18 protein-coding genes and 1 pseudogene are annotated in these 25,381 nt (G+C 66.0%); 11 read left to right on the plus strand and 8 right to left on the minus strand.

All coding sequences use genetic code 11. The annotated features are described in order from the left end of the window. Nucleotides 1-2: 2 nt before the first annotated feature. Genes DMP23_RS43575 through DMP23_RS43585 form a run of 3 tightly spaced genes read right to left on the minus strand, consistent with a single transcriptional unit; the run spans nt 3 to nt 3,309 of the window. Complete coding sequence (locus DMP23_RS43575) at nt 3-218, minus strand: biotin/lipoyl-binding carrier protein (protein WP_337824670.1); 216 nt, start codon at nt 216-218, stop codon at nt 3-5. Next, complete coding sequence (locus DMP23_RS43580; RefSeq protein ID WP_337824671.1) at nt 215-1,771, minus strand: acyl-CoA carboxylase subunit beta; 1,557 nt, start codon at nt 1,769-1,771, stop codon at nt 215-217. Before DMP23_RS43580 ends, DMP23_RS43575 begins: the two co-directional genes overlap by 4 nt. Beyond that, nucleotides 1,768-3,309, minus strand: coding sequence for an AMP-binding protein (locus DMP23_RS43585; RefSeq protein WP_337824672.1), 1,542 nt, complete (start codon nt 3,307-3,309; stop codon nt 1,768-1,770). Before DMP23_RS43585 ends, DMP23_RS43580 begins: the two co-directional genes overlap by 4 nt. Before the next feature lie 112 nt (nt 3,310-3,421). On the opposite strand from DMP23_RS43585, the gene DMP23_RS43590 reads away from it, so the two are divergent. Both DMP23_RS43590 and DMP23_RS43595 read left to right on the plus strand, forming a co-directional pair. Continuing rightward, on the plus strand, nt 3,422-3,814 hold the full coding sequence (locus DMP23_RS43590; RefSeq protein WP_337824673.1) for an acyl-CoA thioesterase: 393 nt from the start codon (nt 3,422-3,424) through the stop codon (nt 3,812-3,814). Nucleotides 3,815-3,856: 42 nt separating this feature from the next. Next, on the plus strand, nt 3,857-5,041 hold the full coding sequence (locus tag DMP23_RS43595; RefSeq protein WP_337824674.1) for a saccharopine dehydrogenase family protein: 1,185 nt from the start codon (nt 3,857-3,859) through the stop codon (nt 5,039-5,041). Nucleotides 5,042-5,094: 53 nt separating this feature from the next. On the opposite strand, the gene DMP23_RS43600 is transcribed toward DMP23_RS43595, so the two are convergent. Both DMP23_RS43600 and DMP23_RS43605 read right to left on the minus strand, forming a co-directional pair. Then, nucleotides 5,095-6,540: an MFS transporter gene (locus DMP23_RS43600; protein WP_337824675.1), complete on the minus strand. Its 1,446-nt coding sequence runs from the start codon at nt 6,538-6,540 to the stop codon at nt 5,095-5,097. Nucleotides 6,541-6,555: 15 nt separating this feature from the next. Continuing rightward, a complete protein-coding gene (locus DMP23_RS43605; RefSeq protein ID WP_337824676.1) occupies nt 6,556-8,058 on the minus strand; it encodes a flavin monoamine oxidase family protein in 1,503 nt (500 codons plus the stop codon). A gap of 231 nt (nt 8,059-8,289) precedes the next feature. Between DMP23_RS43605 and DMP23_RS43610 the strand changes: the two genes are divergently transcribed. From DMP23_RS43610 to DMP23_RS43645, 8 genes and pseudogenes are all read left to right on the plus strand, one after another. Next, nucleotides 8,290-9,525: a sigma-70 family RNA polymerase sigma factor gene (locus DMP23_RS43610; protein WP_337824677.1), complete on the plus strand. Its 1,236-nt coding sequence runs from the start codon at nt 8,290-8,292 to the stop codon at nt 9,523-9,525. Continuing rightward, on the plus strand, nt 9,522-9,794 hold the full coding sequence (locus DMP23_RS43615) for a hypothetical protein (RefSeq protein WP_337824678.1): 273 nt from the start codon (nt 9,522-9,524) through the stop codon (nt 9,792-9,794). The genes DMP23_RS43610 and DMP23_RS43615 overlap by 4 nt, the downstream gene beginning before the upstream one ends. Before the next feature lie 354 nt (nt 9,795-10,148). Beyond that, entirely contained in the window at nt 10,149-15,098 is a 4,950-nt protein-coding gene (locus DMP23_RS43620) for a hypothetical protein (protein ID WP_337824679.1), read from the plus strand. 60 nt (nt 15,099-15,158) lie between these two features. Further along, the gene (locus DMP23_RS43625; RefSeq protein ID WP_337824680.1) at nt 15,159-16,274 is read left to right on the plus strand and encodes a hypothetical protein; all 1,116 of its coding nucleotides are present in this window, start codon (nt 15,159-15,161) and stop codon (nt 16,272-16,274) included. Between the two features lie 56 nt (nt 16,275-16,330). After that, nucleotides 16,331-16,528, plus strand: a pseudogene (locus DMP23_RS43630) (trehalose-6-phosphate synthase); the annotation flags it as partial. 278 nt (nt 16,529-16,806) lie between these two features. Beyond that, nucleotides 16,807-17,490 (plus strand): hypothetical protein, encoded by a 684-nt coding sequence (locus tag DMP23_RS43635; protein WP_337824681.1) that lies wholly within the window; start codon nt 16,807-16,809, stop codon nt 17,488-17,490. 189 nt (nt 17,491-17,679) lie between these two features. Next, a complete protein-coding gene (locus DMP23_RS43640; RefSeq protein ID WP_337824682.1) occupies nt 17,680-17,838 on the plus strand; it encodes a hypothetical protein in 159 nt (52 codons plus the stop codon). 246 nt (nt 17,839-18,084) lie between these two features. Next, nucleotides 18,085-19,398, plus strand: a complete 1,314-nt coding sequence (locus tag DMP23_RS43645; protein WP_337824683.1) for a pentapeptide repeat-containing protein — start codon at nt 18,085-18,087, stop codon at nt 19,396-19,398. A 1,951-nt stretch (nt 19,399-21,349) separates the two neighbouring features. On the opposite strand, the gene DMP23_RS43650 is transcribed toward DMP23_RS43645, so the two are convergent. Both DMP23_RS43650 and DMP23_RS43655 read right to left on the minus strand, forming a co-directional pair. Further along, complete coding sequence (locus DMP23_RS43650; protein WP_337824684.1) at nt 21,350-21,514, minus strand: hypothetical protein; 165 nt, start codon at nt 21,512-21,514, stop codon at nt 21,350-21,352. Between the two features lie 7 nt (nt 21,515-21,521). Then, a complete protein-coding gene (locus DMP23_RS43655) occupies nt 21,522-24,665 on the minus strand; it encodes an NERD domain-containing protein (protein ID WP_337824685.1) in 3,144 nt (1,047 codons plus the stop codon). A 278-nt stretch (nt 24,666-24,943) separates the two neighbouring features. Between DMP23_RS43655 and DMP23_RS43660 the strand changes: the two genes are divergently transcribed. Then, complete coding sequence (locus tag DMP23_RS43660; RefSeq protein ID WP_337824686.1) at nt 24,944-25,066, plus strand: hypothetical protein; 123 nt, start codon at nt 24,944-24,946, stop codon at nt 25,064-25,066. Between the two features lie 123 nt (nt 25,067-25,189). Here the strand turns inward: DMP23_RS43660 and DMP23_RS43665 are convergent, their stop codons facing one another. Continuing rightward, on the minus strand, nt 25,190-25,375 hold the full coding sequence (locus tag DMP23_RS43665) for a hypothetical protein (RefSeq protein ID WP_337824687.1): 186 nt from the start codon (nt 25,373-25,375) through the stop codon (nt 25,190-25,192). Between the last annotated feature and the right edge of the window lie 6 nt (nt 25,376-25,381).

A 25,381-nucleotide genomic window follows, 5' to 3' on the forward strand; every position in this document is an offset into this window, starting at 1 on the left:
GATCAGTCCTCCAGCGTCACGAGCACGTCGCCGTCGGAGACGATGGCACCCTCGGCGACGTGGATTTTCGCCACGACGCCGTCGTCCTCCGCCTCGACCGGGATCTCCATCTTCATCGATTCGAGGACGAGCAGCACGTCGCCCTCGCTGACCCGGTCTCCCGGCGTCACCACGATTTTCCACACTGAAGCCGCGCAGTCGGCGACGATCTCGTTCATGCTTTCTTCCTTTTCTGTACAGCGAGTGCGTCTTGGCTGGCCTCGAGGAACGAAGCGACAACCTCGCGGGTCTCGCGCGGATCGATCATGTGCTCCACGCCGAACGCTTCGACGGTCCGCCACGGATCGACGAGCGAGCGCATGCGGTCCTCGATCCGTGCTCGCATCGCGGCGGGGTCGTCCGCCGCTTCGATCTCGCGCCGGTAGGCCGCTTCGACGCCGCCTTCGATCGGAAGGTCGCCCCATTCGCCGCTCGGCCACGCCAGGCGCAGCCCGAGCCGGTCGGGGTTCGAGGTCGCCGAAACGGCGAGGCCGTACGCCTTGCGCACCTGCACCGTGATGATCGGGACGGTCGCCTCGACCACCGACTGGATCGCGCGCACGCCCCAGCGCATGACGTTGGCGCGCTCCGCCTGCGGACCGACCATGAAGCCGGGGACGTCGACGAAATAGAGGACCGGGAGGTGGAAGGTGGTGCAGAGGTTCATCAGCCGCACCTGTTTCTCGGCCGCGGCGGCGTCCATCGCCCCGCCGAGATGCTGCGGGTTGCTCGCCAGGACGCCGATCGGCATCCCGTCGATCCGGGCCAGTCCACTGACCAGGCTCTTGCCCCAGCGGGAACCGATCTCGAAGAACGAGTCCCGGTCCACCACAGCCTTGACCACCTTGGCCGCGCGGTACGCCTGCCGCCTGTTCTCCGGGATGATGTCGAGAAGTTCAGTCGCACGACGGTCGACGGGGTCGTCGCAGGCCGTGCGCTCCGGGAGCTGCCAGACGTTCTGCGGCAGATAGCTCAGCACCGTGCGCAGCTGAGCCATCGCGTCGTCCTCGTCCCGCGCCAGGTTGTCAACGGCACCGCACGCGGTCGCGACGGGACCGCCACCCAGTTCGTGTTTGTCGATCTCGATGCCCAGCGCGCGTCGCACGAGCGGCGGGCCTCCGGCGAAGAGCACGGAATCCTTCGTCATCACGGAAAAGTGACTGGCCACCGCCCGCGCCGCGCTGCCGCCGACCGCGGCGCCGCTCACCATCGTCAAGACCGGCACTTCGTCGAGCAGCTCGAAGGAACGGGTCCAGCTCAGGGAACTGGTGAGGTAAGTGTGTCCTTTGTCCTCCTGGGCCGAGACATCTCCGCCGATGCCTTCCACGAACATCAGCAGCGGGATCTTGTACTCGTGGGCGAGATCCTCGACGAAGCCGCCCATCCCGCCCTTCATCCGGTCGAGGTAGCTCTGCGGCGCCCCCGCGCGCACGGTGAAGTCCTCCCCGCCGAGCGCGACCGAGCGACCGTCCACTTTGGCCAGGCCGCAGACGTAGCTCGACGACAGGGTGCCCAACCGGTTGCCGAGCGCGTCGTGCTCCTCGAAGACCGCGAACTCGCCGATCTCGCTGAAGCGCTCGGAAATCGCGTCGATGCGCTCGCGGATCGTGTACCGGCCCTGGTTCTTCTGCCTCGCGACCCGACGTTCGCCGCCGAGCTCGCGGGCCTGCGCGCGGCGGACCTCGAACTCGTCCAGTGCGTCCGACCAGCTGAATCCTCCGGTTGTGCTCATCGCGGCACCTCCACGACCTCAGGCGACGTGATGTCGCGGGACAGCAGATGTTTCTGGACCACGCCGGTCCCGGCGCTGCGGACGAACTCGGCGCCGTCGGTGACGGTCAGGTATCTCGGCATCGCGAACCGGGGAAGCACCGCGCGGCAGTGCTCCACGAACTCCTCCAGCACGAGGTCTTCGCCGTCCGGGACGACGAAGACCTTGATCTCGTCCTCGCCGCCGTGCTCGTCGCGCACCGCGACGGCGACGCACTCCCGGACGCCGCCGGCCATGTTCAGGCTGTGCTCCAGCTCCCAGACCGAGATGTTCTCGCCGCGCCGGCGGAAGCTGTCCGTCCGGCGACCGTCGAAATACAGGAATCCGTCGGTATCGAGATGGCCGGAATCGCCGGTGTGGAACCACAAATTGCGCCAGGCCTCGACCGTCGCCTCGGGCCGCCGCCAGTAGCCGAGAGCGGTGAAATAGGGATGCCGCGGCCGGTAGACGACCTCCCCCGACTCACCTGCGGGCAGTGGGCGGTCGTTCTCGTCCACCACTTGCACCTCGATCGCGTCGTGCGGACGTCCCGCCGCACCTCTCCGCCGCTGCTCGACGCTGTCCATCGCGATGCCGTCGCATTCGGTCTGGCCGAAGAGCGTGAGCACGGGGATGCCGAGCCGGTCCTCGAACGCCTCGTAGGCGATCCGCGGAATCGGCGCGCCGATCATCCTGGTCAGGCGATGCGAGCCCGGTTCGGGCAGCTCCCCCTGCGCCAGGATCGACAGCATCGCTCCGACCCCGGACGCCCAGGTCGCGCCGAACCGGCGGACGTCGGCGAAGTATTCGCTGGCGGAAAACCGTTCGCGGAAGGCCATCGAACTGCCCGACTGCAGACACGCGGTGAGCTTGACGTGCCCGTCGACGTGGAAGAACGGCAGCGGGAAGTACCCGATGTCGTCGGCCGTGAGGCCGAGCCGGCCGATCCAGATCTCGGCGAGGTTCGAGAAGTACGCGCGCGGGAGCATGACGCCTTTGGCCGGTCCCGTCGTCCCCGACGTGTAAAGGATGGTCGCGAGGTCGCCGGGACCGAAATCCCGTTGTGCCGCGTCGAGTTCGTCCCGCACCGCGTCGCCGACCGGGGCCTCGGCCAGCTCGCTCATCGGCAGGACGTCGCCGGACACTGCCTCGCGCACCTGCCCCAGGCAATCGTCCTGAAACGCGATCAGCGCCGGATCCGAGTCGGTCAGGACGTGCGCCAGCATCGGCCCGCGCAGTTCGACGTTGACCGAAACCTCGACCGCGCCGAGCCACCAGATGCCGAACATCCACGCGGCCCGGTCGAACGAGTTGCCGCTCACCAGTGCGACGCGATCCCCAGCCGACACCCCGCGGCTCCGCAGTGCCGCTGCCACGCGGCGCGCCCGATCGGCCAGCTCGCCCACGGAAAGGATCTCCCCGCGCCACCGCAGCAGCGAGCGGTCCGCGTCCTGGGCGACCGCGCACAGCAGATCGTCAACGGGGCTGACGCGAGGGCGGGACCTGCTGACGTCGTTCACGAAGAGATCCCTTCAGTCGTCGGGGGTTTCTTATTTCAGACGTTTGATATAGAACAGTTCTCGTCCATCCGCTGTCAAGACCCGTGGAGGTCGCGATGACCGGGAACTCGCCATGACCTGGACGACGACAGTGCACCCGTGGTCGTCCGATTTCGACTATCTGGGGCACCTGACCGCCGCTGTCTACCCGAAGGCGTTCGAACTGGCGCGGGTGGACTACCTGCGCGACCGCTGGCGGACGCGCTCCCCCGCCTATGTCGTCGCCGCACAACGGATGCAGTACCTCAAGGAGATCCTCGAAGAGGACGCCCCGCTCAAGGTCGCGCTCCGGCCGATCCGGGTGGGCCGTTCGAGCGTCGATCTCACGGAACTGCTCTGCGACGCCGCGGGCACCGTGTGCAATCGCTCCGACGCGACTCTCGTCGCCTGGGACGTCGAAATGCGCCGCTCTCGGCCGTTCACCACCGCCGAACGAGACGCACTCAGCGCGGACATCGCCGCGTGAGCACCGGATTCTCGCTGTCCAAACAGGAGGTTGAAGTTCACCATGGTTGCTGAACACCGCACTGGAAAACGAATTCTCGTCACGGGCGGCGCGGGCGAGATGGGCGCGCACGCCTGTCGCGTACTGGCCGGAGCCGAGGAAGTCGCCGAAGTCCTCGTCGCCGACCGGAACGAGGCCGCCGCCAAGGCGCTGGCGGACGTGCTCGGGGATCGGGCGAAGCCGCTCGCGCTGGACATCTCCGACGCGGCCGGGCTCGCCGGCGCGCTGTCCGATGTCGACATCGTGCTCAACACCGCGGGCCCGTTCTACCGGTTCGGCCCGCTCGTGCTGCGCGCCGCGATCGCGACGGGAACGCATTATCTCGACATCTGCGACGACTTCGAGCCGACACTCGAAATGCTCGAACTCGACGCCGCCGCACGGGAAGCCGGCATCACCGCGGTGATCGGGGTCGGCGCGAGCCCCGGCATCAGCAACCTGCTCGGGGTGCTGGCGATGAACGAATGCGACGAGGTCGACGCTGTCTACACTTCTTGGCGCGCATCGGGTTTCCAGCGCGCTGAGGTCGACGACAGCGTGCGGTCGTCCGCGGCGGTCGAGCACTGGGTGCACAACTGCACGGCGACGATCACGGCGTGGCGCGACGGAGGTCTCGCCGACACTCAGCCGCTCGAGGAGCGCATGCTCAGCTATCCGGGCTGGGGCGCGGCGCAGGTGTGGGTGTGCGGTCATCCCGAACCCCTGACCCTCCCCCGTTCCCGAAGCGGCGTAAGGGAATCCCTCAACCTCATGACGTCTCGGCCGCGGTTGATGGAGGCGGTGATCCGCACCGCGAACCGGGTCCGCGCCGGCGAACTCGACGTCGCCGCGGCGAGCCAAGCCCTGGTTCTCGAGCCGGGCACGATGGGTTCCGCAGCGGGGCCCGCACCGTCGCTGCCGGTGCTCTTCGCCGTCGCGGAGGGAACGAAGAACGGCAAGCGGGTCCGCGCCGGAGCCCGTCCGCTCGTGGTTCCTGACGACAGCATGGGCACGATGACCGGCATTCCGCTGGCCGTGGCCACGCTCATGACGGCTCGCGGCCAGGTCGACCAGCCGGGCGTCCACGGGCCCGAGGTCGTCGACGCCCGCGCGTTCTTCGCCGATCTGGCGCAGCACGCGCGTGAGGTCCCCGGCAACGAGCGTCCGGCTGACGTGGTCGAAGTCGTCGTCGAGGAAGTCGCTGGCTGACAAGCAAGGGGGTGCACCTCGGCTCGGCCGGGATGCACCCCCTCGGGTCGCGTTCAGACTGTCGCGGGGCAAATTTCGATCCCGCGCGGATGGCGCAGCCTCGACACACCCGTCGCGACGAGAACCGCCGCGGACATCGCCACAGCCACGACATAGCCGGTGGTGTAAAGGGATTCCTTCGGCAACCCCGTGGCCGCGTCGGTGCCGGACCCGAGCACGGCGGTGATCACCGCGGAACCGAACGCGAACCCGATGGCCATCGCGGTACCGCCCATGCCCGACGCCATGCCTGCTTTGTCCTCCGGGACGGCGTATTGCGGAACCGCGAACCCGCCGCTGTATCCGGCGCGGCTGCCGAGGCCGATGATCGCGGAACCGACGAGGTAATGCCACGGCTGGTCGTGCGCCACGGCGAGCCACAGGAAACCGGCCGCCGACACGAGAGCACCGAACACGAGCACGACTCCGGGCTTGCCTTTTCCGACGAACTTCTCGGCCGCGGTCCCGCTGGCGAACATCGACAACGCGAACGGCAACATCAGCAAGCTCGCCTTCAACGCGTCGTATCCGAAGCCGTATCCCGCTTCAGCCGGGGTTTGCGTGTAATAGGTCACCAGCAACAACAACGCGCCGTCCGTCGCGCCGAAAAGCCCGACCGCCAGGCACGAGGTGGAAACGTAGGGTTTCTTCAGCAGAGCGACGTCGAAGACCGCCTTCGAGGACCGCCGTTCCGCTACGGCCCAGACCACCCCGGCGAGAAGCCCCGCCGCCAGCAGAAGGTAGGGAAGGCTCCCGGTCCAGACCGCGCCCTGCGAAAGGGCGAGAAGAACCAGTCCGAGCCACCCGATCATCCACACTGTCCCGAACACGCCCATGCGGCCGCGGCCCGCGGCCCGTTCCGACGGGAGAATCGTCACGAGGGCGACAGTCGTCAGCGCCAGCACTACCGCCATCGCGGAGAAGAACGTGTCGACGGAGAAGTACTTGACCAGCACTCCGCCGCCGGTCAGGCCCAGCACCACGCCGATTCCGCTCGCGATGATCGACACGCGCACGGCGACTCCGATCGCGCTCCCCGGCAGCAGCCGTCGCAGGAACACGAGCGGAAGCAGCATCGAACCGCTGCCCAAGCCCATCAGCGCGGCCCCGGCCACCAGAGTCGCGTACGTCTGGCCGATCGCGGCGAGCAGAGCGCCGACCGTCATCAGGACGCCCGAGGCCAGCGCCGTCGTGCGGTCCCCGCGCAAATCCGACAACCGCGGAATGAGCACGAAGCCCGCTCCCGAGGCCAAGGTCATCGCAGTGAAAACCCATGCCCCGGACGCGACGCCGAGGTGGTACTGCGCCTGCATGTCCGGCAGCAAGGGCGGCAGCATGAACGCGATCGCATTCGTCACGGTCCCGAGGAACCCGGCCACGACGATGAGCGCCCACCGCGCCGGAGCCCTGCCCGCCGCGATTCTCTCCGGCGCGCCGACCACGTCGTTGAGGTCTGTCATCCGTGTCTCCAGTAGTCAGTTTTCGGACCGAGCCGCACGCACCTCGTGGGCTCGGCGGTGCGGGCGGGCGCCGTTCTCGCGTGGTTGGCGAGACGGGCCGCCTGGTTGTTCCCCGGAGACCGGCCGGTCGGCTGCCTCCGCGTCGATGAGGGCGGCGACCTCCGCCGCCGCCCGTTCCCCGGCCACGACCGCGCCCTCCATCGAGCCGGCCCACACCGGGGAAACCTCCGAACCGGCGAAGTGCAGCCGCCCGGCCGCAGCGGCGTAGCCCGGCCCGCAGGTCGTCAGGAGCCCGGGAGACCAGATCGGGACGCAGCCCGACGTCCAGCGCTCCTCGGTCCAGTTCATCTCGTGGTACTCGTCGGGATGCCGCGCCTGCTCGCCGAACGCACGAGCCAATCCCGCGAGAACGGCCTCGCGACGGCGGGCCGGGTCGTCGGGCATCGGGTCCGGCAGATCCGCACTGACTCCTCCGTCGCCGCGCGCGAAGCCGACAAGGACACCCTGCCGCTCCCCCGGCGGAGTGTCGTCGAACGTCAGCATCAACGGCGCGCTGTCGCTCATGCTCGCGCCGCTGAGCCCCTGGCGACGCCAGAACGGCTCGGGATAGACGACGTGAACCTTGTAGGCGTGCGCCATCGACATCCGCTCGCCCATCGTCCGCTGCGCGAGCGGCAGCTGCGGGTCGATCCGGATGGCCGCGCGGTCGGGCGGGCTCATCGCGAGGACCACCCGGCGCGCGCGATGGGTACCGGCGGGCGTGTCGATCTCGACGCGGTCGTCGTACTGCCGGATCGCCAAGGTCGGAGCCCCGAGGACGACCCGGTCGCCGAGGTCCGCGGCCATCCGGTGGCTCAGCTCGGCCGACCCGCCCGTGAACGAACGCTCGTCGCCGCCCGACAACGACGCGAGAAGCGTCTCCACTCCGCCGATCGAGTTCAGATGGCGTACGACGAACAGCAAGGACAAGTCGCCGGGCCGCGATCCCAGGGTCAGCGTCGCGATGATCGCCCAGAACGTCCGCGCCGTCGCCGTCTTGGTGCTGCGGCGCACCCACGACTCGAACGTGAGCGCGTCCAGTTTCTCCGCCTCCGGGGTCGCCAGCGCGTCGTCGCCGGGACCTCGCTTGCACAACCGGCCCAGGCGCAGCAACGACTGCGCGAAATCCGCCGACCCCAGCGGATCCGCGGCCCACGGCATCGAGCCGTCGAATTTCATGACCCGCCCGCGCCGTTCGAACACGGCCTTCCCGTGCTCGTTGTGCGGCCAGGTCGGCACCCCGAGTTCCTCGCCCAGCGCGATGAGCCGCCGGTACTCCGGCCCGACCAGCTGCCCGCCTTCCTCGACCGGCCGTCCGTTCCCGAGCTGGTGCACCTTGGTCCGCCCGCCGACCCGGTCCCGTGCCTCGAGCACTCGCAGGGACGTGACGCCCGCCTGGCTGAGCCGCCGCGCCGCGACAAGCCCGGAGAGACCGGCCCCGACCACGACGACGTCGACCGCAGCGTTCTCGCGTTCCATGAGTTCCTCGCTCTTTCGCCCAGACGTTGTGTCGCCGTTCACTGTCGTGACCGGGGTCACCCCGGCACTACGCCAACACCCACCGGCTGCGGCGCGGCGGCGGTGCACTGTTCACCAGGCGGCGGGGGCTAGCGCCGCTCTTCCTATGGCCAGCTGCCGCAGCAGGACCTGAGCCGCGAAATCTTTCCGGCAACACGGAACGAGACGCGCGCGATGTGTCGTGGGGCAGATATGCCGAGCACTGCCGACACCGCGGACATGAACATGACCGAAACCGAACAAACTGGGTACGACCACGCTGCACTGCTGGACGAGAACGATGAGCAGGCAGGCCCCGAGAACTTCCCTCGCTGCTGGAACATGTCAGCAGGCTCTCTATACGACGCGGTCCTTCGTGCCAGCGAGCCGTTGCCGCCCGAGTATGTGAGCGTTCCACTGCGGGACTCCACGACGAACCCGGAGCTGGCGGTGGCCCTGGCGGAGTGGAACCTGCTGTGGGAGGCGGCCCAGTTCCGCAGGCGGCTCTTCGACGAAGAGGACCTGCCGCCGGCGATCCGAACAGTCGCCGACCGCGGAGATCACAACGTGGTCTTCGTTCCGCGCACCCACTCCCGCTACTACGAGTACCTGCCCCTGCTCCACCTGATCCCGAAGGCGACGCTCAAGCGGTACGGCCTGCCACTGATGCGCCGCGGAACCTGGCCGACCCTCTCGGATTTCTCGCGCGTGGACAGGTTCTTGCCCGAAGACTTCGGATCCCGGCTCGCGCGGGCTTGGGGCGCGACGGTGTGGCGTCGTCTCAACTCCGGTTCGTCGATCAGCTCGTTCGCCAAGCACGAACCCATCCGGCTCCTCGCCCACAATCTCGACTTCTGGATCCCGCCGGTCACCGAGGTAATCCAGGAGATCTTGCGAGACCTCCCCACAGTCGACAACGGCGTCCAGGAGGAAGCACCACGGCTCGTGGACGGCACGGTCTTCGAGGACGCCATCATGGCGAACCCGCGAATGGGGTCCGACCTGTGGCAGGGCGAAGCCGAGGCGGCCGAAACCGTGGACCGGACCGTCGACACGGCCGATGCCGACGGACGGCTCCGCGGCATCATCGAAGCCGTGCGCGCCAACCGCGTCGAGGACGACTTCTCCGAGCGATGGTCGAACGCGCGCATCGACTTCGAGCGTAAACTCCACCACACCCGGGCAAAGGTCAAGATCAGGTTTGTCGAACTGACCGACACCATCCCCGTGCAAGGGCCCGAGGCAGAAGTCATCGGTCACTGCGTGACCGCCGATTTCCTCGCTCTGCTCGACCCGACCAGCCGCCAGATCGTCGTGTTGCTCACCAGCGGGCACACGAACCTCGGAGACGTCGCCGGCATCCTCGGCTACCGGAACCACAGCCCGGTCTCCAAGCGGCTGAAGCGCATTCGCGAGCAGGCGGTCAAGTTCCTTCAGGGGTACGAGTGAGCCCGCGTACCTCGCGCCATCACGGCCACATGACCGCCAGGTCAGCTGAAGGCGACGCCGCGCCAACACCTCCTGCTGCTTCGACAAACGGACTCCAACTGCTGGAAAGGATCGTCACCTCCACACCGAACACAGTCCGGGCAGTCGCAGCGATCGTCGTGGTCATCGCCGTCCTCGGCAGCACGCTCTGGCTGCTCAACGCCGACCTGACCGCCGGCCCGGTAAAAGTCACCGGTCGTGAACACGCCGCCGACACCTCTCGGCGCTGAAGGAACGCCTTCGGCTCTCGTTGACGAGAGCCGAAGGCGTTGGAACCCTCAAAGTCACCGAAGACCGACTCGGACGGGGGCACCTCGCGTTGCGCGCCTCATCGCCGGAAGGGCCCTCGGCGAGCATCGAAGGCCGGTGACCTGAAGACGAACGCGCCGTCACGCCCTGTGGTGTTGAAGAAGCCGGGGTTCCTTGAAAAAGTCGCGTGGGTGCGTCTCAGACTGCACGCAAGGCTTCCCCGGGGTGCAGACAGGTCAACCGGTCACCGTGGCTGGCCCCGCGGCCGCGCCGCAGAGTGTCGGCGGCCTGATCGAGATGTAGCGTCGCCCTGCGCTAGTCCGATATGTGACGATGTGAGCGAAGCGGCAAAGCAACCAGCCCCGTCGAAAGGCAGCCGGACCGCATCCGGTGTGTCTCCCCAAGCAAGCGGCGGGGCCGGGACGATCGACGAGTACCGGCTGGCGACCATCGCGATGGTGGCGCTGCTCCGCGGCGACGCGCTTGCCGGACTGGCGCAGCCCGTGCTCGCGGTCGGGCTGCAACGGAGGGAAGCGGGGAACACTCTCGACGACCTGGTGCTGCAGGCCGCACTCGACCACGATTCCGCGCGGGTCGAGTACCAGGTCAAGCGCACGATGTCGCCGCAGGCGTCGGACAAAGCTTTCGTCGATGCCTTACGGCAATGTCAGGACGCTCTCGAAGCCCGCTCAGAGGAGATCGCCGCCCAGCAACTGCGGCTGGGTCTCGCGACTACCCCTTCCGGGCCTGTCGACCAGTTGCGAAGGCTGACTGAACTGGCGCGGGATCACGCGACTCTCGTCTCCTTCGAGGCGCTTCTGAAGGCGGGCGCCGTCAACAAAGACGTGCGCGACCGCTTCGACAAAGTGGTCGAAGCGGTCGCGGCGGCTCAGCTGAGTCGCGGGAAGTTGCTTACTACGTCCGATTTCCGGCTGCTCACGTTCACCATGCTCAAGGCCATGCATGTCTGGCAGTTCGAGGTCGGCGAAGACGGCCGGGACACGCTCAATGCGCTCAACCGCCTAGCCGACATTCTCCCGGAAGGCCAAACCGCCAAGGCCGCCTTCGACCGGATCGCCGAGTTCGTCGACAGCTGGGGACCGAACGCCGCCCTGATCGACCCAGCCATGCTCCGGGCCGCATTAGCTCGCCACGGTATCGCCCTGACCGTCGAGCCCAAGCAGAGAACTGCCTGGGCCAAGCTGAGCAAAGCGACTGAAGCTGAGCTGGAATCGACGCAATGGGCGATTGGGCAACAGCTGGCGCTGCCGCGTCACGCGGCGTTGCAGCAGGTCAAGGACGCTATTTCCGCCAACCAACTGGTGCTGGTAGCCGGCCCGGCTGGGGTCGGCAAGTCGGTTCTCGCCCGCCGGGCGGTGAAGGACGTCGGAACGGCGGCAACGACCGTAGTCGTCGACTTAGCGGGTCATGGCCGCGAACCGCTGGCCGCTCTCAATGCCGAACTCGGAGTTGATCTGGCCGAGGCCTTGCGTGCGGTCGCGACAACCGCGCCGAGGATCCTGATGATCGACGGTGCCGAACACGCGCTCGTCGATTACGGCCGCTTGCTCAAGGCGGTGCTGCGGGCTGTGCCGCTCGACTCCGAGCGCGCACCCGAGTGGACAGTGGTTCTGACCACGCGGTCCGACGCCGTCGACGCAGTCCGCCAGCACCTCCCCACCGCTCCAGCGGTGATCGAAGTCAAGGATCTCGGAGACCGCGAGGTCGAAGAGATCGTCGAGGCGTTCCCCGAACTGCTCCCGCTCACGCGCAATGCGCGCAGCGAACGTCTTCTCCGCCGGCCCTATCTCGCTGACTTGCTGGTGCGTACGGGAGCAGCCCTCGCCGACCGGCCGCTCGGTGAGGAAGACGTGATGGGCCTCGTCTGGAAGCACGTCGTACGGCAAGAGCGCGAGCGTGGTTCCGACCGCGGTACTCCGCACGCCCGCGCCGACGCCTGCCTTCGACTGGCGGAGGACACGGCACACGCCGCTGCTAGTTCTGGTCTCAGAAACGCAGACGGTACGGCTGTCGACGGACTTCTCACGGATGACGTCCTCGTGCGGCATCGGACGAGATACCGGTTCGCGCACGACATCCTGCTCGACTACACACTGGCCATGTGGCTTCTCGACGGCGACCTGTCGGAGCCGCTGTCGCAAACGGACGGACCGCGTCGCCTGATCCGCAGCGTGCGTCTGGCGCTGCAAACACTCCTGAGCGACGAGCCCGACGCGGTCAGGTGCTGGAACGAGATCGTGGCGTTCGCGGACACGTTCGCCGGCCATGGTGGCGAGCGGTGGAGCGACTTGCCCTACGAAGCAGTACTCGCGATGGGCAATCCGCAGCCGGTCTTGAGCGCACTCGAGCCGGAGTTCCTGACGAACGACGGTGCTCGGCTTTTCCAGTTGCTGAAGGTGGTCTGCCGCTTCGCGACCACGTCCGAACCGGAGCCTGACCAGACCAACCTCCAATTGGACGTGCTGCTGGCGGCCCCGGTGGTCAACCTCCTCGCCGAAATCGGAACCCGCGTCCCTGAGCGAGTCACAACGGTTGCGGCTGAGGTAGTCCGTCGATGGCTGATGGCGACGATACGGACGGGTGCGTCGCTTGAGGACCACGTCGCGAATCCACCGGGCTTGTCACGGGCGGTGGCGGCGTGGTCAGGGTCCGACGTCTACGGTGACCGCCTCGCAGCCGTGCTGCCGAGCCTCGCTCTCCTCGGCCGTCATCACACGCCCGAAGCTCAGGCGGTGTTCGACCGCATCCAGGAGCACAACCGAGAACTGTGGGTCATCGTCGAAGATCCAGAAGTGCCTGCGGCCGCCGCAGCTGCCAACCCCGATCTGCTGCTGCTCCTCGCCGGCCGCTACTACCTCGACCAAAGCCTGACGCTCGACCCCGCCGACACCCCGCCCGCTGCCGTGCGAAAAACCCGACGCAGCAGCGCTGGCTCGCTGAGCAATTTCGCCGCACTCCGCAAAGGCGTTCGCGGCCACGAGCAGGTCTTCCGACGGGCGGACAACGTTGGCCTGGCGGCTCCGCACTACGGTCCGTTCGCCGCTCTCCTCCGCAGCTCATCCAGCCACGGCCGCCGGCTCGTCGGTGCTGTGCTCGACGCGGCTTCCACGGCCCGGACTGCGGTCGAGCGCACATCCGACGAGATTAACCCGACGTTCCGACTGAATCTCTCGCTTTGGCGGGAGGGCGAGCCGATCGCGCATCACGGCACGACCACGACCTGGGCCTGGTTCCGGCGTACGGGGAACGGCGACTATCCGGCGATGTCGGCGGCTATGGCGCTCGCGGAATGGGCAATCGGCGAAACAACGACGCGGGCCGTCGGCTCCGTGGCCCTCCAGGTACTGCGAACGAGCACCTGTCTCGGTGTGGTGCCGATCGCCCTCGCATTGCTCGTTGAGCGACTCGAAGAGACTGCCCACGAACTGGACGCTTTTCTCGAGCAACCACTGGTGTGGGAGATGGAACACGCTCGACATGTCCGCGAGCCGATGGCGTACCCCTTGAAGGGATACGAACGCCTGTCCTGGGAGGCGAGCAAGGCCGCGCTCGCCCTTGTCACTAGGAGCGACGCGGATGATCAGAAACGGCTGCACGCAGTCGGGAACCGAATGGTTGAGAAGACACTGGAAGAACTCGCAGCAGTCCTGGGCGAACAGCCAGCCAAGAACCATCCGACGCTGCTCATCGCGCGGCGTCGTGCGCTGAGCCTTCAAAGGGACGCCCTTGCCGTCTCCCGTTCAGACGGGGGCAAAGGAATCGTCATCGGACTCGACGTACCGGACGATATCGAGGAAGGCCTCCAACCTGAGGGCAACCGTGCGCTGCTCAACCTCACCGTCGCGTCGTTGACCACCCGAGCTGTACAGATCCGAGACGGAAAAAGCGACGAACAACCGGAACCACTGTGGACCGAACTGACCGAGACGCTCGCAGCTCTCGACGCCTGCGACGAAAGCTACACAGCGGTTAATTCTCCGGACGACGCCCGTGCGGCGGTTGCAGCAGCCATCATCACAGCAGGTGGAACCGCCCTGTTGACGACCGCCGTGACAGCGCTCCTCGATGTGATCGAGTCCCCGCAACCAGATCCGGACGCACTCTCGACTGACCGATCAAGCGCGTGGCCGCTCGGCGCCGACCGATCAGCAGCCACGGCACTCACCCACGTCCTTGCCACGGACTCGCTGCGCGCGATCGTCGACCTCCCACGCATCGAGGGCGCGATCCGCCACCTCGCCGCAGTCGACTCGGAAGAAGTCCGGCAACGGCTCGTCCGCGGATTCCAGAAAGCGCTGAACGAACCGTGTGGCGACCATCCTGATGCCCACGACATAGCAATGGAGACACTGACTCAACTGGCCCGGCATTCCGGCATGGGGCCATGGCACAACGACAGGCGAGATCGCGTCGTGTTGGCAGAACCGCTGCGCGACGCGCTCGACGACGATGTGCTCGACCTTGACGAAGCAGCAGATGTCCTGCCCGGCGTTGCCACAGCCTCACGACTTCCCTGCCGACATGGCGACGAAGCCACCGCCCTGATGTCCGTCTTCGTTGACCACGATCTGTCAGTGTGGCCCGACCGCTACGCGCGTAAGCATTACGACGGAATCGAACAATGGCGCGATGGGATCGACCAGTATGTCGCGGAACTTGTCGCGGACGGCGACCACAACCTGCTCAACCGCTACCTCAGCCGCTTCGCACCCGTCGCCGAAGAACTCGCGGGCCTTCTCACCAAATTGGCGGAAATCGCCACCACCGTCGAGCGAGCAGAGGTTGTCTTCAGCACGCACTGGCCGGTTGTCTTCGATCACCTCTTGCCAGCCAACCGAGACCTCCGTGAACAGCCTGACCCGCCCCGCACGCACTACGTCCAAAATCTGGACCGCGCGCTCCTGCCGATTCCGGACGCTGGGCGACCGTGGCCATCCGAATCGCTCTTGGCCATCTTGGACCGCTGGGTGCAGGCCTTCGAGGACCATCCACGCTTGGCAGACCATGTGATCATCGCACTCAGCCGGTACGACAAGCTACGCCAGCCTGTTGGCACCGGCATCGTGTTGCGGGTCCTAGGCGACGACATCGCCCGTATCAGCCGGCAGTCGAAACTGGCATCTACGTGGCTCCACCTCGCTTTGCTAGTGGACAAGGCAGCGAGCGAAGGTCATCAAGAACGATTGCTCAGTCTTCTCGACCGACTGGCTCAGACAGGAGACAGCACCGCCATCGAAGTCCAACGGGAGCTTGAACTCCAATAGCCGCTGGATGCCCGACAAGCCAACTTTCACCCCGGCCGCTCTAGACCTGCGATGGAGACGATGACGGAAACCGACGCGAACAGATCCGAGCTGACGCTCGGAGTCATGCATCACGAACGGGAGGACCGCCTTGCCGAGCGGCCCGTCAGCTTCGACTACGGGTACAACATGTGCTGCCCGGACTGCCCGCAGACCACGCATCTCACCGGCACAGAGTACTTCCGCGAGGACAACGGCGCACATATCGCCTGCACCGCCTGCCACGCGGATATTCACTTCGGTCTTGCTGTACTGGCACTGCGCGACGCCAACGATCCGGTGCTCGCCGACGAACACCTCGTCCGCGTCGCCTGGTACCACACAAGCACCTATACAGGGTGGCCCCAAAGCAGCAGAACGCTGTCGTCCGCGACCGTGGAATCATTGCAACACACACCGTCGGTGAACATCGCGAAGGTGCGTGCCCAGCACGAAGGCCAAGCGCTTCACCTCGGAACGTACGAGGCGGCAATCGAATCGATGCTGCGCCGCATGAACGACCAGAACGACGGCGGGGCAAGCCTCTCCTTGTACCGGGTCGAACTTCGCCGCGACATACTCGTAGAACCGGGATGGCGAGACGAGAACGCAACAGAAGTCGCCCGCATCAGCCAAGCCGACCTAGGCGAAGCCGACGCAATCCGATACCTCAACGTCCATGAATCACCCGGATCCATTTCGCTCGCGATCAAACCCGCAGCCATCTGTCGGGTCCAACGCGTCGATGTACCGACAGGGCCCGCAGACGCCGACTTGATTGCCGCAGTGGCAACAGAAGTCGCAGGAATCCGCGACGAGATGAGATTGCTCGAGGCCAGTCGCCCGACTGAACTCAGCCCCCTCGAACGACTGCGACAAACCGCGGCAGCTCGACAAGGCAGCACATTCGAGGGGGGCCCGACGCCAGAGCAGTCGACACTGGCGGCCAAAATCCGCCAACGACTCGAAGACGTGTTCCTGCCATCTGTCTCCGATCCGGTCAGGCACAAGTTCACGACCGCGCTCGGAGCCTGGCACGCAGCACAGCCGGGGTCAGTGAGCGACACCGACTACATCGCCCGGTTCGCCTCCATGGCAGCGATGCTGACGAAACCCGAGCAAGTCATTGGCGCGCTCAACGACCAACCGCACTGCTGACAGCCGGCACGACATCATGCGCGCCTTCCACCTCACCACCGCCGACCAGCAGCGCTGTTGCTGCGATGGTCGGTCGGATCAACGGCGAGTTCGCCCGCGTCGGCCACCCGGTCGTGCACTATTTGCACCAATCCGTGGATGGCACCGAGCTGGCTGCCTTCTTCTCCGCCTCCGACGTCATGGTGGTGACTCCGCTGCGCGACGGGATGAATCTCGTCTGCAAGGAGCACGTCGCGTGCCGCCCGGATCTCGGCGCGGTCCGCGGGTCGTCCGGCCTCTGGCCCGCACTTGTCCGCATTGGATGCGAAGCTGCGCGCAGCACCGAACGGGAAGCGCACTACGCCCGCTACAAGTCACTCCCACCGCCGAGGTTCCGGAACCGCTGGCCGCGCGGGATGACGAAGACGACTCAGCCGCCATGACGCCGCGCTCACTGCCCACTCCGCCATCAGGACTTCGCCCGTTCGGCGGCAGCACCAACTGATGCCTGTCCGTAGTCTCGTCTCACCTGCAGTGATGGCACCGCTTTGGGGTGAGCGTGGCGCGACGTATCGGCGGTCCGGGAGGTGGCTCAGACCCGGGCCCTGGCAATGGCGCAGGTCGGCTTGTCGCCGCGGGCGCCGTCGCCCTCGCGCTCGCCGCCGGAACCAGCGGAGTACTGGGCGCAGGCGGGACGGCAACGGAGACCGGTGCCACCGCCGACAGCTCACTGAACGCGAAGGACCTCGGCAAACGCACGAACGAAAGCAAAAAATCCGCACGATCCGGCAAAACTGACGAAGCGTTCAACCGCATGGGCCTGCGGGCGCTAAAGAAGACCTTGAAGCGAGACCTGAAGTGCGTCGCAGCATCCACCGACCAGGTACGCGACTTCTTCCTCCGCACCCCATGCAAGTCGCTGGACCGGATACTTCTGGCCGTCGGCGACACTGCGGGGAATTCCGCAGTCATCTCCGTGGCGTGGGCCAGTTTCGCGAACCGTGCTGACGCAGACGCCTTCGAAAGAGTCGAAGCGGTTCAGGGCAGCGGCGACATCACTCCACTCGCCGGCGCGCTGCTAGGCCTCACCGGGATTCATTTCACCGGCCACCACTATCAATCTCACCGCGACGGCACCAAGGTGGTCATCGCTGAAACGGAGACCGTAGGAGGCCATGTCGACGACGGAGTGCTGGACGCCCTTGCCGAGGTCGCAGTGTGGCTGCCCAAACCATAGTCGGCAGATCTCGCCCGGTGCCCCTACCTCGCCGCCCGGTACGGGAACGCAGGGGTCGTCGTGCTCGGCACAAGCACCTGCGAGAAGAACGGCTTCCCCGCCGAGCAGGTTTAGACTTACCACGCCGCCGCACCCGCGGCGACGCCGATCGCGATGTGGAGCGCACACTAGGCCGTCACCCTGACCGCCATGACGGCTAAGAACCCGCGCGACGGCCAGACCGACGTGCCGGGCACGGCGGGCACAAGCGTGCGGGGCATCGAGAGGACGCCTGGCCGCGGCCAAGGCCGCATCGCCGTCCCTGCCAAGATCTGCGAACGTCGCCCGCTGCGGCGCACGCAGAGCTGACTAGCCAGACGACGACGAACCGGTCGAGTGCCGTCGCTGTCGCATCGAGGACGAACAGCCCGACCCGCCCGGCGCGAGGAAGCTGAGCCTGAGCGCGCACTCGCCGAACACCAGAACTCCCGGGCCGCCGGAGCAGGAACCCGAAGCCGCCGGGCCGGGCACAGAAGCCGTCCGACCACCGCTTCCAGTGCGACCTCGGCTCGGAGTGCCTCTGCGTGAAGGAAGGTGCGTGCGAGATCATGAGGCATGGACGTCACAAAGTCTTCGACGACGTCGGGAGACGCGGGCAGGGAGTCAGCGCGGTCCCCGTTGTCGCGATGGACCGTCCCGGTCGTCGCGTTCATCGTGCTCAGCGCAGCGGTGTTAACGCTTGTCGCCCTGTGGCAGTGGATTGACGGCTTGACCCTTGCCAGCGCGGACAAGAAGGCTGCCGCACAGTTGGACGCAGTGAAAGTCGCCGCTTCCATCGCCGTGGGAGGCGGTGGGCTCTTCGCGCTCTACCTTGCCGCTCGACGGCTGCGCATCCAGGAGTTGGAACTGGCCCAGCGAGAACGGGTCCAGGCTCACGTCGAGGCGGAGTCCGAGCATAACCAACGACACGCCGATCGCGTCGCCGCCGATGCCCGCACGGATGCCGCGGCCCGCCTCCTCACAGAGCTCTACGCAAAATCAGTCGAACAGCTCGGCTCAGACAAAGCTCCTGTCCGGCTCGGCGGGCTTTACGCTCTCGAACGCCTTGCTCAGGACAACGAGCACCAACGGCAAACCATAGTCAACGTGTTGTGTGCCTACCTCCGAATGCCCTACCAGATTCCAGACGAAACCTCCGGAAACGACGGAGACCAAAGCACCCGAGAAGCACAACTGCAGGAGCGGGAAGTCCGACTGACCGCACAACAAATTATCTTGAAGCACTTAAGGCGAAACTTGCCGTCGACTTGGAAAGAACTCTCGGTGGACCTTACCGGTGCCACACTTATCGACTTCGCCGTACTGGACAGCGATATCGCGTGGAGTTCTTTCAAGAAGTGCAAATTTTTTGGGTCCACACTATTTATGAATACCAGCTTACCGAGGTACGCGAATTTTGAAGGCGCGCATTTCTTTGGAGGCACCCACTTCGTGAGCGTCACCTTCAAGGGGGACGCGCGTTTCAGAGGCGTCACCTTTTACGAAGCCGCACGCTTCGGGGGACTCATGCAGCAGGAGGAAGTCACATTCTCCGGATCTGCCAAGTTTGAAGGCACCACATTCTGGGGGATCGCGAGCTTCCCCTCTGCAGTATTCATCGGACCGGCCAGCTTCGGTAAATTGAATCAAGATACTGCGGCGATCTTCAACGGTGAGGCGTACTTCGGAGAAACAGCCTTCAGGAGCAGTGCGAATTTCAATGGAGTGCAATTTCTCGGTGAGGCCTATTTCCGGAAATCGTTCTTTTCCGCAAGAGGACCGAGCGGTCCACCGAAATTTGGGGCCGCCACGACAGATTTCCGATCGACCATATTCGCCGAAGGAATCCCCGCTGAAGTGATTGAGTTTACAACCGTACAGCATGACTGAAACCCGTCCAGCCGAAGGTCAAGCACCTTCCCGAATCCGAGTACGAAGGTCAGTCCTACGACGATCACCACCATGACGGCCGCCGCCGCGACGACCGGATCACGCCGAGCGCCCGACCCTGTTACGACGATCCTCTTAACCAGCGGGTTTGGGGTTCGATTCTCTAGTGCCGCACGACAAGAAAGCAAAGCCCATCCATTGCCCGCAAATTTCGGGGTTCACGGTTGGCGGGCCCTGGTCTTGTGTGCAGCCGACGCGCGATCCGGCGAACAGCCACCGACCGACAACACTCGTGCTCGCGGCTATCGGCTGCACTGCTGCGGCGGCACGACATAATGGATCTTGACTCCGCGATGGCAGCCAGTCAGGCGCACCGGTGCCACCGTCGTGAGAGACGGTGACGCCGCCCCGTGCCTCAGATCGTGGAACCAGGTCTGGCGGCAACCCGGTCTCGGCGACCGGCTTCCGGAACGTGCACGACACTCAACTCGGACTCCACGGACGACCGTGGTCACGGGACGAGCCTCCGGAGTGGCTTGTGTGACGCTTCTAAGCCGCACGACCTGCCTGTTCGGCGTGGCGCCAAGGTTGCCTAGAGTCGCAGAATGGGTGAGTCGAAAGATCAGCAGATCCGACACGTCGTCGAAGGTGCCGCGCTAGGTGTGCTGACAGCCGGAATCGAGGCGCTGTCCGCAGTGAAGATGACGCTGGAGTTGAACTTCAAGTGGGTGTGGAGACGCTGGGAACCAGCTTCGGCCTTCCCCGCGTTCGCCCGCGCCACTGACCCGGGAAACCTCTTCTACCTGGGTCTCATCTGTCGGAAGGTCGCCGCTGGGGGCGGGACGCTGGCAGATCGACGGGCCTTGGGCCAGGCCTTATCTCGCGGAGGGCTGGGAGCTGAGCGAGATCGAGGAGTGTCTCGACCAGTTCGCTGACCAACGGGCCTCGGCCAACGACTGGCGTCAGTTCGGCCATCTCTACGCGGGGAAGTTCACGGCGGGCGAGATATTGCGAGGCTAAGCGGCAACGAAAGGCGAGTGCTGTCGCGCCGCTGGTCTGAAAGCGGCCAACGCCGGGGATTCACTGTGTCCTATGGGGCCAAGCGGCAGTTCCCGTGCGGCACGCACGAACTGGCGCGGCAGTGCAGTGCCCGCTGAACGACTCCAGAAGTCTGGGCCGGCCAACACCTGGAGACCGGTTGCGTGGGCGTGGGTTTGTGCACGTGTCGCGACATTGGCGGCGGCGTGAAGCCGGCTCCGGCCGGGATGCAGAGACCGCCACAGCCAGGTTGTGTGCGGGTTGTCGGCGAAGAGCGCGTCTGAGTGGGCGAGCACGTCGCATACAACAATGGGTGCCGAGCGTGAGGAGCGCGTGCTCGTCACTGATGACGCTGGACGCCGCTGTGGCACGGGCGGCACCGGTCGCACCGCGGCGGACCGTGACTGGTTTGGTGATCCAGCCACCTTGTCGTGGTGGCAGGTAGTGGGTGTTGCGGGGCTTCGGCGAGCACGACGTGCGGACTGATTAAACCGCCGTCTTCAAATTCCGTCGGCGACGAAGAGGCTTGCAGGATTACCGATCTTGACATTCGCACCAACGCGAGCTCAGGACCCGAACGTAGGAGCATTCTCCAGAGCCGCAGCAGGGCCTGATCACCCCGACAGCGGCAACTTTCGTGAGTGGCGGATGCGCGCTCCGTCGCCAGCACCGGTCCCACCACCGGCCCATCCCAGCAGTCAACTCTGCCACGCTCGCTTTGTACAACGCCGCGACGGTGGCAGCGTCGCGGTCGAAAAGGGCACGCAGCGCGCCGGTGCGAAGGGTCGGGTGCGGAAGTTACAGGCGAGGCTAGCCACCGACAGCTCTGACCGAGCTAGCGCTCCAGCTCTGGAGCAGCCCCCGCTAACACGACCACACCGCGTCGGCTGCCTACGGGCATCCGACACGGCGGTCATGCAGTCTCTCCGGTCAGCCGTTTGATGGATTCGATCGCAGCGGCCCCTAGCGCTGGATCGTCGACGAACCCGCGAAGCAGTTCGACGGTGTCCTCGTCGCCGACGATTCCTAGCATCTGCATCACGTACCCGGCGAGCCTCTTCTCGCCGCGGAGGTACATGCCGTGGTCACCGAACAACGACGTGAGTTCGTCTCGATGTCGCAGACTCCATTCGAAAAGTTCCCGGAGCGCTTCCGGGAACTTTTCGACTAACTTCATCATGACCGGCGCAGTCTTCGACTGCAACGGCAACCGCCGGATCCGAGAACCAGAACAAGGCGTCCGCGGCTGCCGGTGCCAAGTCGGTCCGCAGCCTCTCCCACATCGGCTCGCACCGGGCGGCGACGTCGACGTCCGCGTGCTCTGCGCGAAACAACCAGAAAGCGATTCCGCCGAGGCATTGCCATGCCTCTTCCTCGCGGTTCCGGCACTCTCGAAGCAGCGGCGGGATCGTCAGGAAACGCGCACAGCCCGCCAATCCCAATACGTAGCACGACGCTACGCCTTGGATGTAGGCAGCCTCGGCGTCCAACTGGGTCGTCCACCTCAGAAACGCAGGCAACGCGCGACGATCGTCCGATTCGCATAGACGTCGCAGAATCCAGTCAGTCCAAAACCCGTCCTCTGCACCCAACGCGGCCATCGTAAAAAGCAGTGTCCGCGACTCCTGGTCGAGTTTTTCAAGGGCGACGAAGTACGCCTCACCGACGAAGTCATCGAACTGCGACGTGACGAGATAGTAGGCGCTTAGGCGGTTTTCCGAGCTCGCTCCGCCGCGCAGCAAAGCCGATATCTCCGCGCTGACGTGATTTGGCTCGACGTCCGATGTGACCATGCCGAACGAGTTCATGGTGTCTACGAGCTGTGTGCTGAGAACGGGATGTATCTCGTCGACCGCGAGTTCGTCGAGGACGCTGACGATCCGGTCGTGCTGCGGGAACCCGTTCGTACAGGCGGCGAACCCTTGAATCATCCGCAAGCCCTCAAGCTGGACGTGGTACGCGCCGCTCTCCCATGCCAGTCGAAACACGTCCGGGGCGAGGTCTGCACCTTCCATGGCTGGCCCCGCGCTGAGAAGGCAGCACAGCAACAGCAAACGGCCGTAGCTTCGGCTGCTCGCATCAGCCGCGACCGCAGCTATTCGTCCGTCCGAAATCTCGCGGATTCCAGCGAGCGACTGAAGCCAGGTGTCGCGGTGAGCATGCTCGCAGCCGTCCAGGATGATCCTCGCTGCGACCGCGACGTTCGCCGGCCCTAGCCCGACCAGCACGGCCGCGACCACGTCCGACGGGCTGGGCTCGCCGACGCCGGGCTGCTCCCCCACTGACCGTCGGCAGGCAGCGTCCGTCGCGTCGAGCAGCGTGACGACCTCGTCGACAAAGTGCCCTTGACGCACCAAGCGGCCCACCGCCGCCAACAGCTTGCCGTCGCGATCGGAGATTTGATGACCGCCGGTCACGGTGAGCCGGTACTCAGGACCGACGGCGAACGTGGCGTCCGCCATCGTTTCGGTGACAGTCCCCAGCATCGACAAGGCCGCCGGTCGCACCACCTGGGCGGCAAGTGCTCCGTGGTCGCCGTGCAATGCATCGGCGAACAGCTCCGCATCGGCCAGTCCGTCAAAGAGGCTGCGCAGCGAGCCCGCATCCGATGCCAATGAGACGGCGACTGGCAGCAGGTCACGGTGGCGCGGTCGCGCCAGCTCACGGACCAGCTCGGCCGGGTCGCGATAGCTGACCAGCAGCTCTTCGGCGACCAGGAACCGGCTGAGGAGTTCATGCGAGAAGGAGAGCCGACCTTCTTGGCTGACGAACAGTGAGCAACCGAGCACATCGTCAACGACACCGCTGGGTGCCTGATTCTCGACAACGGCCTGCTCTGCGAGGCGCCGCACCACGTCGACCGACAGCCAGGCAGAGAGACGCTCGTCCATCGCCAAGGCGACCCGACGCAGCGCAGCGCGGACATCGGCAGGCGACCTCGTCTCCTGGACGCGTTTGCGGATGAACCCGTCGAGCAACGTTGCGCGGGTGGTGGACGCACTCACCTCGCTGGCGCACTCGGAGGCGATCGCGAGCTCGTACGGCGTGGAAAAGGGCTCGCAGAGCTCCAGTATCTCCGGGCCGCCGTAAGACTCCAGGATGGCAGCCTTGTCCGAGGCCGTCATAGGTCCCGCGCGCATAACAGGGCCGGGCAGCGGCACCTCTTCCTGGCTGGTGATCAACGTCGTCCCGGAAGTGCGAAGCCAAAACGCCGCCAGGTCCCCCAGCAATCGCTCCTGGAGCCGGGCGGGACACTCGTTGAAGCCGTCCACCAGCAAGAACACCGGTTGCCCTGTAATCGCTGCCGCACGGAGCAACTCGTCCGCGGATCCGACGACGAACCGGCCGACGCTTCGGTTCAGCAGGGCCGAAAGTCGATCTTCGTACATGCTCGCGTCGACGAGGATCGGCACGAAACCCGCGTCGGCCATCGCAAGGGCGAGGTGCTTGGCCAGATGGCTCTTGCCGGCCCCGGACGGCCCGATGAGCTGGGCATGCTTCACTCCGGAGCGGAGAAGTTCGACCGGGACCACTGCCCCGTCGTCGAGCAGCCACGGGACGCCGACCAGTTCGTGCAGCCGCGTCCTGTAGAACTCCCCGAGATTCCGCGCGTACGTGCGGACAAGCCGCCCGGCAATGTTCGCATCGACCTCGTCCTCTTCGCCGCCCTGGGCCAGCCTGTGCGCTCGGATGAAACCGGCCCAGCGGTCACGGTCCCACGGGAGCCGCCGCCCAGGCGTCCGCAGAAACGTCAGGAAGTCGGCATACCCGAGTGTCCGGACCTTGAAGTCGTCAGGCACCTCCGAGCCCGCGGCGAGCCTCGGGAACACGCATACGACACTGTCAAACTGGGTGTAATACTTCCGAGCGAGCGCGACGCCGGCCCGCGCGGCAAGCGCGTGCATGTCGTCACTCAACGCGAATTTGCCCTCAAGCGCTTGCACATACGGGTTCTGCCGGTCAATCTCCTCGAGCACGCCGTCTGCGCGCCGGGACGACCACAGCCCGTTCGCGTGCCCGACTAACTGCCCAGAGTAGTTCTTGAGCTCTACGTGGCACACGTGCACGTCCGTGATCACGAGGAAGTCGATCTGCCGCGATGCACGCTCGGTGAAGAAGTTGGCGAGGACAATGGCGTGTGTTCCCGAGCTTTCGAGGTCGGCGGTGAGTTGCTCAAGGAACCGAAGCTCGGAACCGACATTCGGCCTATCGCCCCAGAAGACCTCCACTTTCCCTCCCTGCATCCCCCCATGATCCCGAAGAACTCCAGGCAAGCCGAACTGGCGCGCCGAGCGCTCGGCAAGACCAGCGCACATTCGGACAGCCGAACGCAGCAGGCCTGCATGCGTCCACCAAGTACATGATGGGCAACTGGCGGCCTCGATCGACGGACATCCGATGACCGCGCTGGAGCCTGAGCAAGTCGCAGCGGTCGCGGAAGCCTTGCATGACATCACGCCGGAAGCGGCCCGCGCCCGTCGTGCCGGCGGAGCCGGATCATGTCGAGATGAAACTGGGCTCGCTTGCCGGAACGGTTTCCGGCGACCTGGCCGAACAGCACGCCCTCCTGCGCGACTCCTACGCGGAAGCCGCCCAGCGTCGGCTGGCCGTCGTGTTGTGGTGGGATTGACCTGTCAAAGCCCCTTCAGCTCCTGGACCAGCGCCGCCGTCCTACGGGCCCCAGTGCGGTTTGCCGGGCAGGCCGCGGTTCCACAGCAACGATCACCGTGCCGCTGAAGGCTGTTGACCTGTTTCACCACAGTTCCGGTCCCGGAGCGGGCTGTCCGCCAGCGAGCGCCGGGAATCCATGGACGGATTGGCTGGCGACGATGAACACCGCCCGTCCCTTGCTTACCGGGGGCCATCCATCGGCCGCCAGCATCGTCACCGAGGAGTCCGGCGTTCGCCGGTAACCCTCCAGCATCACCAGACGAGTCACCACAGG

Source organism: Amycolatopsis sp. A1MSW2902, assembly GCF_017312175.1.
Lineage (GTDB): Bacteria > Actinomycetota > Actinomycetes > Mycobacteriales > Pseudonocardiaceae > Amycolatopsis > Amycolatopsis nivea.

Bases quoted from the DNA above. Each gene is read 5' to 3' on its own strand.
- DMP23_RS43575 (WP_337824670.1), bottom strand. From the start codon at position 218: ATGAACGAGATCGTCGCCGACTGCGCGGCTTCAGTGTGGAAAATCGTG.
- DMP23_RS43580 (WP_337824671.1), bottom strand. From the start codon at position 1,771: ATGAGCACAACCGGAGGATTCAGCTGGTCGGACGCACTGGACGAGTTC.
- DMP23_RS43590 (WP_337824673.1), top strand. From the start codon at position 3,422: ATGACCTGGACGACGACAGTGCACCCGTGGTCGTCCGATTTCGACTAT.
- DMP23_RS43595 (WP_337824674.1), top strand. From the start codon at position 3,857: ATGGTTGCTGAACACCGCACTGGAAAACGAATTCTCGTCACGGGCGGC.
- DMP23_RS43600 (WP_337824675.1), bottom strand. From the start codon at position 6,540: ATGACAGACCTCAACGACGTGGTCGGCGCGCCGGAGAGAATCGCGGCG.
- DMP23_RS43605 (WP_337824676.1), bottom strand. From the start codon at position 8,058: ATGGAACGCGAGAACGCTGCGGTCGACGTCGTCGTGGTCGGGGCCGGT.
- DMP23_RS43610 (WP_337824677.1), top strand. From the start codon at position 8,290: ATGCCGAGCACTGCCGACACCGCGGACATGAACATGACCGAAACCGAA.
- DMP23_RS43625 (WP_337824680.1), top strand. From the start codon at position 15,159: ATGACGGAAACCGACGCGAACAGATCCGAGCTGACGCTCGGAGTCATG.
- DMP23_RS43640 (WP_337824682.1), top strand. From the start codon at position 17,680: ATGACGGCTAAGAACCCGCGCGACGGCCAGACCGACGTGCCGGGCACG.
- DMP23_RS43645 (WP_337824683.1), top strand. From the start codon at position 18,085: ATGGACGTCACAAAGTCTTCGACGACGTCGGGAGACGCGGGCAGGGAG.
- DMP23_RS43650 (WP_337824684.1), bottom strand. From the start codon at position 21,514: ATGTACCTCCGCGGCGAGAAGAGGCTCGCCGGGTACGTGATGCAGATG.
- DMP23_RS43660 (WP_337824686.1), top strand. From the start codon at position 24,944: ATGAAACTGGGCTCGCTTGCCGGAACGGTTTCCGGCGACCTGGCCGAA.